Origin of the sequence: Bariatricus sp. SGI.019, from assembly GCF_050315235.1 — a bacterium.
Taxonomy (GTDB): Bacteria; Bacillota; Clostridia; order Lachnospirales; family Lachnospiraceae; genus JAFBIX01.
Map to the genome: position 1 here is coordinate 25,603 of NZ_JBNPOQ010000021.1, position 12,181 is coordinate 37,783.

Annotated in this window: 16 protein-coding genes; 8 read left to right on the forward strand and 8 right to left on the reverse strand. The window is 38.8% G+C overall.

From position 1 onward, the window contains the following. Positions 1-5: 5 nt before the first annotated feature. Entirely contained in the window at positions 6-398 is a 393-nt protein-coding gene (locus tag ACQRD1_RS12385; protein WP_235233816.1) for a DUF3783 domain-containing protein, read from the reverse strand. Between the two features lie 169 nt (positions 399-567). Between ACQRD1_RS12385 and ACQRD1_RS12390 the strand changes: the two genes are divergently transcribed. Beyond that, on the forward strand, positions 568-1,176 hold the full coding sequence (locus ACQRD1_RS12390; protein ID WP_235233815.1) for a DUF1836 domain-containing protein: 609 nt from the start codon (positions 568-570) through the stop codon (positions 1,174-1,176). A gap of 26 nt (positions 1,177-1,202) precedes the next feature. Here the strand turns inward: ACQRD1_RS12390 and ACQRD1_RS12395 are convergent, their stop codons facing one another. Continuing rightward, on the reverse strand, positions 1,203-1,499 hold the full coding sequence (locus ACQRD1_RS12395) for a YerC/YecD family TrpR-related protein (protein WP_235233814.1): 297 nt from the start codon (positions 1,497-1,499) through the stop codon (positions 1,203-1,205). A 63-nt stretch (positions 1,500-1,562) separates the two neighbouring features. Continuing rightward, complete coding sequence (locus tag ACQRD1_RS12400; RefSeq protein ID WP_235233812.1) at positions 1,563-2,288, reverse strand: phosphatase; 726 nt, start codon at positions 2,286-2,288, stop codon at positions 1,563-1,565. Positions 2,289-2,407: 119 nt separating this feature from the next. Here ACQRD1_RS12400 and ACQRD1_RS12405 point away from each other — a divergent pair, with 119 nt between their 5' ends. Next, the gene (locus ACQRD1_RS12405) at positions 2,408-2,605 is read left to right on the forward strand and encodes a hypothetical protein (protein ID WP_235233810.1); all 198 of its coding nucleotides are present in this window, start codon (positions 2,408-2,410) and stop codon (positions 2,603-2,605) included. Between the two features lie 684 nt (positions 2,606-3,289). Continuing rightward, entirely contained in the window at positions 3,290-4,273 is a 984-nt protein-coding gene (locus tag ACQRD1_RS12410) for an asparaginase (protein ID WP_235233807.1), read from the forward strand. A gap of 58 nt (positions 4,274-4,331) precedes the next feature. On the opposite strand, the gene ACQRD1_RS12415 is transcribed toward ACQRD1_RS12410, so the two are convergent. The 3 genes from ACQRD1_RS12415 to ACQRD1_RS12425 are packed head-to-tail and all read right to left on the reverse strand — an operon-like array spanning position 4,332 to position 4,833. After that, positions 4,332-4,478, reverse strand: coding sequence for a hypothetical protein (locus tag ACQRD1_RS12415; RefSeq protein WP_235233806.1), 147 nt, complete (start codon positions 4,476-4,478; stop codon positions 4,332-4,334). Then, positions 4,471-4,647, reverse strand: coding sequence for a hypothetical protein (locus ACQRD1_RS12420; RefSeq protein ID WP_235233805.1), 177 nt, complete (start codon positions 4,645-4,647; stop codon positions 4,471-4,473). The genes ACQRD1_RS12415 and ACQRD1_RS12420 overlap by 8 nt, the downstream gene beginning before the upstream one ends. A gap of 30 nt (positions 4,648-4,677) precedes the next feature. Beyond that, the gene (locus ACQRD1_RS12425) at positions 4,678-4,833 is read right to left on the reverse strand and encodes a hypothetical protein (protein WP_235233804.1); all 156 of its coding nucleotides are present in this window, start codon (positions 4,831-4,833) and stop codon (positions 4,678-4,680) included. 139 nt (positions 4,834-4,972) lie between these two features. Between ACQRD1_RS12425 and ACQRD1_RS12430 the strand changes: the two genes are divergently transcribed. Then, on the forward strand, positions 4,973-5,149 hold the full coding sequence (locus ACQRD1_RS12430) for a hypothetical protein (protein ID WP_235233803.1): 177 nt from the start codon (positions 4,973-4,975) through the stop codon (positions 5,147-5,149). An 80-nt stretch (positions 5,150-5,229) separates the two neighbouring features. Then, positions 5,230-6,264 carry an ABC transporter substrate-binding protein gene (locus ACQRD1_RS12435; protein WP_235233802.1) on the forward strand — a complete coding sequence of 345 codons (1,035 nt, stop codon included), beginning with the start codon at positions 5,230-5,232 and terminating at the stop codon, positions 6,262-6,264. Between the two features lie 71 nt (positions 6,265-6,335). Here the strand turns inward: ACQRD1_RS12435 and ACQRD1_RS12440 are convergent, their stop codons facing one another. Both ACQRD1_RS12440 and ACQRD1_RS12445 read right to left on the reverse strand, forming a co-directional pair. Further along, positions 6,336-7,970: a class I adenylate-forming enzyme family protein gene (locus ACQRD1_RS12440; protein WP_235233801.1), complete on the reverse strand. Its 1,635-nt coding sequence runs from the start codon at positions 7,968-7,970 to the stop codon at positions 6,336-6,338. Between the two features lie 94 nt (positions 7,971-8,064). Beyond that, positions 8,065-8,946: an AraC family transcriptional regulator gene (locus tag ACQRD1_RS12445; protein WP_235233798.1), complete on the reverse strand. Its 882-nt coding sequence runs from the start codon at positions 8,944-8,946 to the stop codon at positions 8,065-8,067. A 238-nt stretch (positions 8,947-9,184) separates the two neighbouring features. Here ACQRD1_RS12445 and ACQRD1_RS12450 point away from each other — a divergent pair, with 238 nt between their 5' ends. The 3 genes from ACQRD1_RS12450 to ACQRD1_RS12460 are packed head-to-tail and all read left to right on the forward strand — an operon-like array spanning position 9,185 to position 12,167. After that, a complete protein-coding gene (locus ACQRD1_RS12450) occupies positions 9,185-10,468 on the forward strand; it encodes an ABC transporter substrate-binding protein (protein ID WP_235233797.1) in 1,284 nt (427 codons plus the stop codon). After that, a complete protein-coding gene (locus tag ACQRD1_RS12455) occupies positions 10,468-11,319 on the forward strand; it encodes a carbohydrate ABC transporter permease (RefSeq protein ID WP_235233796.1) in 852 nt (283 codons plus the stop codon). The genes ACQRD1_RS12450 and ACQRD1_RS12455 overlap by 1 nt, the downstream gene beginning before the upstream one ends. Continuing rightward, positions 11,319-12,167: a carbohydrate ABC transporter permease gene (locus ACQRD1_RS12460; RefSeq protein ID WP_235233795.1), complete on the forward strand. Its 849-nt coding sequence runs from the start codon at positions 11,319-11,321 to the stop codon at positions 12,165-12,167. The genes ACQRD1_RS12455 and ACQRD1_RS12460 overlap by 1 nt, the downstream gene beginning before the upstream one ends. Positions 12,168-12,181: the final 14 nt, after the last annotated feature.

The following is a 12,181-nucleotide window of genomic DNA, read 5'->3' on the forward strand; positions in this document are numbered from 1 at the left end:
ATCTTCTATTTCCTTTCTATTCCATTCTGTTTGGTCATAAACTGATGTTCTTTTAAGATCTCGTCATGGAGCGCAATTGAAGTCCACTCCTGATTAGATGCAGTTACAACAGCCTTTAACGGCACCTGTAATTTTTCCTTTCTCATGAGGAACAGCGCTTTATCCAGCATATCTTCAGAAGCAGCCTGTATGACCAGCATCTCTTCTTCAAATCCCTCTCCATCATACACTTCGGTCTCTCTCTCCACTTTTTCCATTCCTGCCAATTTCCCTATCGGCCATAAATATTCTTCTTTTTCTACATGGCGAATCTTATATCCCAGAAAACCAAATATCATTGCAACTTGTCTGCCTTTTTTTGTTTCTTTTAGGTTATAGCACAACACAACCGATTTCATGACTTCTATTCCTCCCTCAAAATCTGTTTCTATTATACGGACTTTCCCAAAGAAGTGCAAGCATCAAGAAACTTTCCATTTTTTTACTCAGAATATTTTTCTTTATACCCGAAAAAAATCTTGTCATATAGTTTTAAAAACTATATAATACTTTTATTGAGGTGATAAAATGACAATTGATACAAAGGACATGCTAAACAGTATCTTATCTAGCATTTCACGGATCGACTATGTACGGCCCGGAGATATTCCGAACATTGATCTATATATGGATCAGGTGACAACCTTTATGGAAGAACAGCTTCATTCTACCAAGCGATATGAAAATGATAAAATCCTGACAAAAACTATGATCAACAATTACGCTAAAAATAATCTTCTTCCGCCTCCGGTCAAAAAGAAATATTCCAAAGAACATGTATTAGTCATGATCTTTATATATTATTTTAAAAACATACTGTCTATCAAAGATATTGAGACCATGTTAGCCCCTATCACAGAAAAGTATTTTAACAATGGACAAGACTTTAACATGACTTCTATCTATGAGGAGATATGTAAACTGGAAAAATCGAGAATTGACGCACTGCAAAAAGATGTTGCCAAATCTTACAATTCAGCAATCAATAGTTTCAGCGATGTTCCTGAAGATGAGAGGGATTATCTGCAATTCTTTTCTTTCATCTGCAGTCTCAGTTTTGATGTATATGTCAAAAAATTAATTATAGAAAAATTAATAGATGAACTTCCGGAACCGGATCACAAAAAAAAGAAATAAGGCAACCGGCCTTATTTCTTTTTCTATTAGTCTTTCTTCTGATTAATTCTCTCGAACACCATGTCATATCCGTCATTTCCATAATTTAATGAGCGATTCACACGACTGATAGTCGCGGTAGAAGCTCCTGTCTTCTCAGCAATTTCAAGATATGTCTTATGTTCTCTCAGCATCTTTGCTACTTCAAATCTCTGTGATAATGAAAGCAATTCATTGATTGTACAGATATCTTCGAAAAAAGTATAGCATTCTTCTTTATCTTTCAGGCTCAAGATCGCACTAAACAGATAGTCTACTGCTTCAGTCCTTATCTTTTTACTCATAACATAATCTCCTTCGTAACATTATCATTACTGTTACATTTTAACACACTAAATTTATAAAGTCTACACCTTTTTGTTGCGTTTTAAAGAGAGTTTTAACTTTTCTAATGTCACATTTGCAATCAATTCTTCCGGAAAATCAACTTCCCGTAATACTTCTATGGCATATCCGTATTCTGCAATATCAACATCTACATGTGAGTCCGTGCCAAGTACAATCATCGCCCTTTGCTTTTTACACTCCTGAAGAATATTCCTGCAATTTTCTTTTGTATTTAGACGGAATCCATCTGGACGGAGCGAAGAATTATTGACCTCAATCAAGATCCCTGTTTTCTTTGCTTCTTTTACAAATTTGGCACAGTCAACTGGAAATCTTCCATCATCTGGATGCCCAATAATATCTACATACTCATTCTCCATTACACGAAGGTATGCCTTTGTAATATTTTCTACAGTTCGTTCACTCTGAAAACACGGTATATGCATACTTGCAATGGCTATGTCAAGCTGCTTCAGTACATCTTTGGAAAGATCAACCTCTCCTTGCTCATTCATAATATTCAATTCCGTTCCTAAGAACAGCTCGACACCATACATTTTCCGTGGAACAACTCTCAGATTCTGAAAATAATACGGATGGCATGTTCCCGGCATCTGTGGCGCATGCTCCGTAATCGCCAGCCCTTTCAGTCCTTTTTCTGCTGCCATGGATGCCATCTCTCGAATGGTATTATATGCATGCCCACTTGCCAACGTATGGGAATGGGTGTCAATTTCTATCTTCATGATAAATCCTTCTTTCACATTATTTATTTTTAATCCAGGAAATATTATACAGCATACATTTATCTTTTTCTACACATTCTAATTCTATACATTTGAATTTTACATTTGGAGGTATCACAATGAAAGATAAAAAAAACGAAAAAATTATTGACGAATATGACTATCTCTCTAATGCGGCTTCCACTCAGGACTGCACCGGATTGATTCCTTCCGAACCAGTTTCTGTTGAAGAAATCGAATCTTATGAAGAGCTGTATCACTTCCTTCCACCCAACGGAAGAGCTGCCAATATCAAGCCCGAGGAACAACGCAAATAATCTGGCATATATTAATCAAAAACGGGGTGTTATTCATGCCACCCATGAATTTAGTACCAGTAAATGGCACAATTCAGAATATTTCCGCATTTGGAAACAACTGCTGCCAACAGCAGGTTACTATCCGCAATTCTGATGGTATACAGAATTTCATTATTCATCCAGGCACATATGTCATTGAAGAAATACGGCTTCGTCCTGGTATGAATGTTACAGCATTCTACGACGCAAACCTCCCTATTCCCCTTATCTTTCCGCCACAGTACCAGACTGTATTCATCGGACGCCGGAATCCAGCTGAGACCATTTACGCCGGCAATTTCGATGAAAGCCTCCTATCCTTAGACGGAACACTACAACTAAATCTTGGTCGTTCAACCAGTATCGTCACCTCCAACGGGCAGCCATACAACTGCAGCCCCGGAGGACAATTACTGATTGTATATTATACAACAACCACAAGAAGTGTTCCGCCACAAACCACACCAAGAAAGGTAATCGTAATATGTTAGTTGGGGACGTAGACTTTTTTAAAAAGTCTACGTCCCCAACTTCATTTTGTGGTGTACCTTTTTGTAATTTGTGGTGTACCCAAATGAAAAACTTTCATTTTCTACTTGACATATTTTACTCTCAAATATACGCTAATGAAGGTATGATTCTTATATAACGTGAGGTAACTTTATGAAAAAGATACTAATGATAGCTACCGGAGGTACGATTGCCTCTAAAGAAGGAGATTCTGGTTTGGCTCCTGCAATAAGCGGAGAGGAATTAGCAGACAGTGTGCCTGGCATTCGTGATATATGCCAATTAACTGTTCTTCAGCTTATGAATATCGACAGTACGAATATGCGTCCGCGTCAATGGCTGCAGATTCGTGACGCAATCATGGAACAATATGATTCTTACGATGGTTTTGTAATTTTACACGGAACGGATACTATGGCATATACAGCTGCTGCTTTGTCTTATTTGATTCAAAACAGCTGCAAACCGATTGTATTAACGGGTTCCCAGAAGCCAATGGGTAACCCTTATACTGATGCAAAGATAAATATATATCAAAGTATTCTCTATGCAGTGGATGATGCTTCTTGCAATGTGAATATTGTATTTAATGGAAAAGCTGTTGCAGGAACCCGTGGCCGCAAACAGCGCACTCGAAGTTTTGATGCCTTTGAAAGTATGAATTTCCCAATGATGGCCGTACTTCATGATGACCGTATTATCCGTCACTATATGGAAATCCCGCCTGCTCCAGAGGATCTTAAGACTTATGACCAGCTTAATGATCGTGTATTTGTCTTGAAACTGACACCAGAAGCTAAATCTGACATTTTTGATCTATTAAAAGGACATTATGATGCTATTATTCTTGAAACATTCGGAATCGGAGGTATTCCTGATTCTTTTGAGAAGGCAATCTTCTCATGGGTGGATTCTGGAAAAACTTTGGCGGTAACGACTCAGGTACCAGAGGAAGGCTGTGACCTCGAAGTGTATAAAGTAGGAAAGAAATACAGCGAGCATCCCGGAATTCTTCAAGCCGGAGATATGACTACCGAATCTATCGTAGCAAAGCTTATGTGGGTTCTTGGACAGACAGACCAGTCAGAAAAGATAAAAGAATTATTTTACACAGTGATTAATCATGATCGAATATAATATCATGACTTAACAATGGCAGTATTGGAAGAGAACTTTCCATAATACTGCCATTGTTTTATATCTGCCTTATTTTTGCGTCTACTGCTTCTTTTCTTACATTATGATGCTGATTTTGATTTTCAGGCTCTGTTTTTTGGGTAATGCTATTAAATTTATCATTACTTTTTTTCTGATTCTGCTGTTCTCGTTTTTTCTCATTCATACCTATTTTCCCTGCTCATTCCATCATTATATTCCTTCTTGCCAGGCTTTTTCTCTGATGGAATCGGAGAATCCTGATAGATGGAAGACTCCCTGTTTCCCTCATAAGCATCTTTGGTCTGTGTGTAATCAATTGGTTTTTCTGTTGTAAACGAAGACTTTTCTTTCATGCATATAATCCTCCTGTTGTTCGTACATTTTTAGACAAGATATGCCACAAGGGCAATCTTTTCTCCTGTCTCTTTCTGAATCGTCTGTTCTAATTTTGTGATTTTTTCACACATTTCTTCTGAAAGGTTGGCGTAAGCAATACCAGGAGAATCATTTGTTATTGAAGAATCTATCTCGATCATCATGTACTCCTCCTTTCAAAAGTAGTATGCATATTTTTCACAAACCTATTCATACCAGATATTCATTTATTAAATTCAAAAAGAAACGATGTCGCTGCATAAATTTCTATTAAATGCACATTCTATTCATGAGGTGATTGTAATGATTGATAATCGAGAACTTCCCATTGGATTTACAATGGAGCTTGCACAACATTCTGACATTCTAAATAAATTTGCTCAGCTTCCCGAATCCGAACAAAAAAGTATTATTCATGGAGCAAGGCAAGTAAAGTCACGCAATGAAATGCGCAACTACGTCGAAAATATGTTTCAATAAAAGCTTTTTTAATCTTTCATTTTCACACAATATTCTCTTTTGAATATATTATAGCATTAGGGAATTCAAGGAGGATATTCATGAAAAAGAAAGCTGTTTCCGTTTTCCTGGTAATTGCAATAGCGATTACTGCTCTGTTAGGCTGTACTTCAGAAAATCAAGATGTTGAATCCACAAGTACTGAATCTGTCACGGATACAAAGCTTACGAAAGTAATCTTAAACGAAGTGGCACACTCTATCTTTTACGCACCTATGTATGTCTCCATCGAAGAAGGATATTTTGAAGAGGAAGGTATTGAACTCACTGTTCAGACTGGATTCGGCGCAGATAAGACTATGACCGCTGTTCTCTCTGGCAGCGCTGATATCGGATTTATGGGATCCGAAGCTTCCATCTACACCTACAATGAAGGGGCAAATGATTATGTAGTAAACTTTGCCCAATTGACCCAGCGAGCAGGGAACTTTTTGGTTGCCCGTGAAGAGATGCCTGATTTTACCTGGGAAGAACTGAAGGGAAAAGATGTACTTGGAGGACGAAAAGGTGGCATGCCAGAAATGGTATTTGAATATATCTTAAAGCAAAATGGCATTGACCCATCCAAAGATCTGAATATCAATCAAAGCATAGACTTTGGTTCCACTGCTGCCGCATTTTCCGAAGGTCAGGCTGACTTTACAATTGAATTCGAACCAGGCGCGACGAATCTGGAAAAAGAAGGAAAAGGCTTCGTTGTCGCTTCTCTTGGTACTGACAGCGGTTACGTCCCATATACCGCATTTTCTGCAAAGCAAAGCTATATTGATGAACATCCAGATATCATCCAGGGTTTCACCAATGCTTTACAGAAAGGTATGGACTACGTACAGACTCACACGCCTGAAGAGATTGCTTCCATCATCGCACCACAGTTCAAAGAAACTGATCAGGATACTATTACGACCATCGTCACACGTTACTATGATCAAGACACATGGAAGGATAATCTGATTTTTGAAGAAGATAGTTTTGATCTTTTGCAAGATATTCTGGAAAATGCCGGAGAACTCACCGAACGTGCTCCTTATGAAGATCTTGTGACAACAGAATTTGCCAAGAAAGCTGCAAAATAATAAAAAAATGCTGAAGGTTACAGTTTTTCACTGTATTCTTCAGCATCTTTTTATTATCTTATATGTATCAGTTAGCTGCGGTTTTGCTCTTCTACTAACTTCGCGGCACCGTACATCTCTCTTAACTTAGGCTTTTCAATCTTTCCGGTTGCATTACGCGGAACATCTGCAAAAATAATCTTACGTGGACGTTTATATCGCGGAAGCTTTTTACAGAATTCATTGATATCTTCTTCTGTACAGACAACGTCTGGTTTTAAAGAGATGATCGCTGCTGCAATCTCTCCAAGTCGATGATCTGGGAGACCAATAACTGCCACATCCAGAATCGCATCATTTGTACGGAGAAAATCTTCTATCTGCACCGGATATATATTCTCTCCACCACTGATAATCACATCTTTCTTTCTGTCTACCAGGAAGATAAATCCATCTTCATCTTCCATTGCCATATCGCCTGTATAAAGCCATCCATCGTGCAAAACTTCTTCCGTTGCTTTCTTGTCATTGTAATATTCTACCATGACTCCGGGACCTTTGACAGCAAGTTCACCAGTCTCTCCCCGCTTCACTGGATTTCCGTTATCATCAATGATCTTTGTTTCCCATCCATAACCGGCTTTTCCAATAGCACCAACCTTATGAATATTCTCAACTCCCAGATGAACACATCCTGGTCCTATAGACTCACTTAACCCATAATTCGTATCATACTGATGATGTGGGAAGTACTCTTTCCAATGCTTAATAAGGCTTGGCGGTACAGGCTGTGCACCAATATGCATCAGGCGCCATTGATCCAATTGATAATCATCAAGATTAATCTTACCACTGTCAAGAGCAAGCAGAAGATCCTGTGCCCATGGAACTAACAGCCACACAATCGTACATTTTTCTTCCGATACTGCCCGAAGAATAAATTCCGGATTTGTTCCCTTCAGAAGAACTGCTTTTCCTCCTGTCAGAAAACTTCCGAACCAATGCATCTTCGCCCCCGTATGATAAAGAGGAGGAATACATAAGAATACATCATCTTTTGTCTGGCCATGATGATTCTGCTCTACTTTCGCAGAATGCATCAATGCCTGGTGAGTATGTAAAATTGCTTTCGGAAAACCTGTCGTTCCAGATGAAAAATATATCGCAGCATAGTCTTCATCATTGATATCAATCTTCGGAGACTGGCTGGAACAATTTGCAGAATGTATCGTATAGTCTTCTGCAAACCCAGGGCATCCATCTCCTACATAATATAAAAGTCTGTGTTGGCTGATATCATCAGCGATCTCTTCTACTCGTCCGATAAATTCTGGTCCAAACACCAGCACATCTACTTCTGCCAGTTCTACACAATATTTAATTTCTTCAGCAGAATAGCGGAAATTCAACGGCACTGCCAAAGCGCCTGTCTTTAAAACCCCAAAATAAATCGGCAGCCACTCCAGACAATTCATCAACAAAATAGCTACTTTATCACCTTTTTTCACACCTCTTTCCAACAAAAGGTTGGCAAAACGGTTGGCCTTCTCATTAAACACATTCCATGTAATCTCACGACGGTGATACGGTGCACGTACTGGCTCAATCAGCTCATATTCCTTCCATGTTACTCGTCTTGTCTCTGGCATCTCTGGATTAATCTCTACCAGACACACATCATCTCCGTACAGACGACAATTCTTCTCCAAGATATCTGTAATCGGCATTTGAAAATCCCCTTTCCATGCCGAATATTATAAATTTCGGCACTTTAACGCTTTTACTCATTAAAGTTTATGATACCTAATTTGTAGAAGATTGTCAATCTATTATTGATATATCCTTCATTCTATGATCCACAATTTTATTTTTCTGCCGGAATTCTCTTGGAGATATTCCATACACGGTTTTAAATGCTCTTGAAAAATGTAATAGATTTGGATATCCTACGGAGATTCCAATATCTCCAACGGTCGCATTGGTAAGCGTAAGCGCTTCTGCTGCCTTGGTCATTCGATACTGGATCAAAAATTCCTGCGGAGATTTTCCCACCGTAATCTTGAATACTTTTCCAAAATAGCTACGGTCTAACTTGCATCTCTTGGCCATATCTTCTACCGTGATATTCCGGGCATAATTCTGCTCAATAAAGTTAACTGCCTCTCTGGCGTAAAACTCGCTTAATTTTCCACCCTGCAGCTGCTTTCTGGATGTCGAATATTGAATCAAATTGTCTAAAAACAGATACAGACGTCCAATCAGATTTAACGAAGACGCATTCTGATTCTCTATAAATGTAAACATCTGACATTTCAACTCTTCTCCATGCTGTGGTGTATCCGGTACATAGATAGGATTTTTCTGAGAAAGTCCGGCCATCTCTATACATTCTTTTGCACGAAGTCCGCCAAATTCAATCCAGATATATTCCCACGGTTCATCCTTATCCGCGGAATACATATTTGCATATTCTGGGAAAAGCAAAAAACCGCTTCCGCCAGATATCTGGTAAATAGTCGAATTATACCTTTCATCATCTGCGTACAGTGTACCCTTGCCAGAGATCACATAGTGAAACAGATAATGATTCCTTACAAATGGTCCGAAAGAATGCAGAGAGCTGCATTTTTCATAACCATATTGATAAATTGTTAAATCCATAAAACGTTCGTCCTGAAAAACAGAAAACAACAAATCAGACATCCTAACACCGCCTTTGTTTTTGTGTATTTTTCACAATTTACTGATTTTATTTTATCTATTTTTAACAAACTTTTTATATTTAAGCTAATTATATACCAAAATGCGTCTATACTTCAACCATTTTCGAACAATCACGAATTTTGGTAACAAACCACACACATAGAAATATTTACCTTTTTTTTCGCCACTGCTATGATTTCGATTAGAAACAATAATTCATGCAAAGGAGAGGTGTGAAATGAAAAAGAAACTAGTTACTGTACTCCTTATGATTACAGTCTTAACCGGTATGGTTGCTGCTACCGGCTGCGGAAATTCTTCCGGGAAAGACGGGAAAATCCATATTAATCTTGTACAGTACAAACCAGAGGCAGTCAAAGCTTTCGAAAAGATGGAAGAAGAATTCAATGCAACCCATGACGATATTGTCCTGGAAATCGAATCTCCTAACGATGCTATGACTGTCTTAAAAACACGTTTTATCAAAGAAGATGTCCCTGACATTATCGGTATTGGAGGAGATGTTAATTTCTCTTCTTTCATCGACTCCGATATGTTGATGGATATTTCTGATTTTGAAGGAATCTCTGACATCAAACCCGCTTATCTTAAAATTGCCAAGAATCTGGAATATGTTCCAGAAGAAGGTGTCTATTCCGTTCCTTATGTTGCCAATGCCGCGGGAATCCTCTACAACAAAGATATGTTCGATGAGCATAACTGGGATATTCCTACCACCTGGGATGAATTTATAGCATTGTGCGATGAGATTCAGGCATCTGGAATCCAGCCGCTGTATTTTGGTTTCAAAGACACTTGGACTTGCCTTGCTCCATGGAACTCTCTTGCTGTAGATCTGGCTCCTGCCGATGTCTGCCAACAAGTGAACCGGGGAGAAACAACTTTTTCAGATGAGTACAGAGAAGTGTCAGAAAAAATGTTAGAATTACTTCCTTATGGTCCTGAAGATCCTTATGCGTATAACTATAATGATGCCTGTACCGCATTCGCAAATGGAGAATCTGCCATGTACACTATTGGTAACTATGCAGTCCCTCAGATTCAGTCCGTAAACCCGGATATGAATATTGATTCTTTCGTAATGCCGGGGAATAACAATGCTGACGTAAATATTCTGAATTCCGGAATTGATCTTCAGTTCTGTGTTACAAACGACTGCGAGAACAAAGAAGCCGCTTATGAGGTATTACGATATCTGTTAAAAGATGAAACCATCCAGATCTATCTGAATGATCAAAGTGCCGTCCCTTGTAAAGAAGGCGATTTTGAACTTCCAGAAGTCTTAAATGGTATGGCTTCTTACATTAAAGAAGGAAAAATGGCTGATTACCAAGACCACTACTATCCTGCCGAAATGTCTGTCGATGCACAGATTCAGACATTTTTAATCAACGGTGATGTCAATGCATTTTTGAAAAAATTTGATTCTGACTGGGAGCGTTATAATCGTGACATTATCCGTAAGGTACAGGAATATGAAGAAAATGGAGGGAATGAATAATGAAGAAAAAACTTAGCAGAAACCAGACATTCCTGTTAATCACAATCCCCGTTTTATTACTGTTCTTCTGCTTTAATACGCTTCCTTTGATCAAAGGATTCATGTACAGTTTTACAAACTTCAAAGGATTTGGAAGTTATGACATTGTTGGTCTGCGCAACTATATTGACCTGTTCACTGACGCCCGCGTAGGAAAATCTTATCTTTTTACTTTTAAATTTGCAATTCTTGCAACAATTATTACGAATATTATCGCTCTGATTCTTGCACTTGGCCTGAACAGCAAGATCAAAGCCAAAAGTACTCTGCGTGGTATCTATTTTGTGCCGAGAATTCTTGGTGGCCTGGTTGTCGGTTATATTTTCGGATATATATTCACCTATATTCTTCCGGCAGTCACAAGCACTTCCAGTATGCTCTCCAGCACCAATACTGCATGGATCGCTATCGTAATCGTTGCCTCATGGCAGGCAATTGCACAGACTACTTTGATCTATATCTCAGGTCTGCAGACAGTTCCAGAAGACGTGTATGAAGCAGGTGCTATCGATGGTGCTACCGGATGGAAAAGTTTTAAGTCACTGACTCTCCCACTGATTATTCCGTTTTTGAGCATTAACATGGTATTAAGCATGAAAGATTTCCTTATGGTATTTGACCAGATTATGGCTTTGACCAAAGGAGGTCCTGCACAGAGTACCGAGTCTATCTCTTATCTGATCTATAACAATGGTATTGGAGGCGGTCAGTTTGGTTTTCAGAGTGCCAACGCGGTTATCTTCTTTGTGGTAATCGTAGCCATCTCCGTATTCCAGCTTAATTTTATGGGAAAGAAGGAGGAACAGTTATAATGAAAAAGAAAAACAAAGTTGCTGCCGCTACAAACTGGCCTGTCACTATATTATTAATTCTTGGCTGTGTAACGGTAATCTTTCCGCTTTATATGGCAATCGTAATTGCATTTAAAAAACCATCTGAAATGACCAATGATATTGCCGGAGCTTTAAGTCTGCCAGGTACCTGGAGTCTGGAAAATTTTGCAGAAGCTATGCGAGTAACAGATTTCTGGCATTCTCTTGGGTACAGCGTTCTGATTACAGTCACTACTGTAGTTCTGGCAATCCTGATTCATTCTCTGGCGGGATATGCCATTGGAAGAGCTATGGCTCATAGCAAGTTCTACAAGTTATCATACCTTTACATTGTGAGTGGTATGTTCGTACCATTTGCCATCCTTATGATGCCTCTGGTAAAACAAACCGCACAAATGGGAATTGACAACTGGTTTGGAGTTATATTATGTTATTTAGTGTTCTATATGCCGATGAATGTTATGCTCTACTCCGGCTATTTAAAGAACATTCCAATTGCACTGGAAGAAGCCGCCTACGTGGACGGTGCAACTACATGGACAACTTACTGGAAAGTAATCTTCCCAATCATGAAACCCATGCACGCAACCGTTGCCGTACTGACTGCTCTCGGAACCTGGAACGATGTAATGACCCCTCTGGTCATCATGTCCGGAACGGGAACAAACACTCTGCCTCTTGCACAGTTAACTTTCCAGACACAGTTCGGCACCAACTACAATCTGGCTTTTGCTTCTTATTTACTATCACTGATTCCAATTCTTCTGTTCTATATTGTATGTCAGAAACAGATTATTAATGGTGTTGTAAATGGTGCAGTAAAATAATACAATATTATTCA

Excerpts from the sequence above, each read along its gene's own strand:
- ACQRD1_RS12385 (WP_235233816.1), bottom strand. The coding sequence starts at position 398 with ATGAAATCGGTTGTGTTGTGCTATAACCTAAAAGAAACAAAAAAAGGC.
- ACQRD1_RS12390 (WP_235233815.1), top strand. The coding sequence starts at position 568 with ATGACAATTGATACAAAGGACATGCTAAACAGTATCTTATCTAGCATT.
- ACQRD1_RS12395 (WP_235233814.1), bottom strand. The coding sequence starts at position 1,499 with ATGAGTAAAAAGATAAGGACTGAAGCAGTAGACTATCTGTTTAGTGCG.
- ACQRD1_RS12400 (WP_235233812.1), bottom strand. The coding sequence starts at position 2,288 with ATGAAGATAGAAATTGACACCCATTCCCATACGTTGGCAAGTGGGCAT.
- ACQRD1_RS12405 (WP_235233810.1), top strand. The coding sequence starts at position 2,408 with ATGAAAGATAAAAAAAACGAAAAAATTATTGACGAATATGACTATCTC.
- ACQRD1_RS12410 (WP_235233807.1), top strand. The coding sequence starts at position 3,290 with ATGAAAAAGATACTAATGATAGCTACCGGAGGTACGATTGCCTCTAAA.
- ACQRD1_RS12415 (WP_235233806.1), bottom strand. The coding sequence starts at position 4,478 with ATGAATGAGAAAAAACGAGAACAGCAGAATCAGAAAAAAAGTAATGAT.
- ACQRD1_RS12420 (WP_235233805.1), bottom strand. The coding sequence starts at position 4,647 with ATGAAAGAAAAGTCTTCGTTTACAACAGAAAAACCAATTGATTACACA.
- ACQRD1_RS12425 (WP_235233804.1), bottom strand. The coding sequence starts at position 4,833 with ATGATGATCGAGATAGATTCTTCAATAACAAATGATTCTCCTGGTATT.
- ACQRD1_RS12430 (WP_235233803.1), top strand. The coding sequence starts at position 4,973 with ATGATTGATAATCGAGAACTTCCCATTGGATTTACAATGGAGCTTGCA.
- ACQRD1_RS12435 (WP_235233802.1), top strand. The coding sequence starts at position 5,230 with ATGAAAAAGAAAGCTGTTTCCGTTTTCCTGGTAATTGCAATAGCGATT.
- ACQRD1_RS12440 (WP_235233801.1), bottom strand. The coding sequence starts at position 7,970 with ATGCCGATTACAGATATCTTGGAGAAGAATTGTCGTCTGTACGGAGAT.
- ACQRD1_RS12445 (WP_235233798.1), bottom strand. The coding sequence starts at position 8,946 with ATGTCTGATTTGTTGTTTTCTGTTTTTCAGGACGAACGTTTTATGGAT.
- ACQRD1_RS12450 (WP_235233797.1), top strand. The coding sequence starts at position 9,185 with ATGAAAAAGAAACTAGTTACTGTACTCCTTATGATTACAGTCTTAACC.
- ACQRD1_RS12455 (WP_235233796.1), top strand. The coding sequence starts at position 10,468 with ATGAAGAAAAAACTTAGCAGAAACCAGACATTCCTGTTAATCACAATC.
- ACQRD1_RS12460 (WP_235233795.1), top strand. The coding sequence starts at position 11,319 with ATGAAAAAGAAAAACAAAGTTGCTGCCGCTACAAACTGGCCTGTCACT.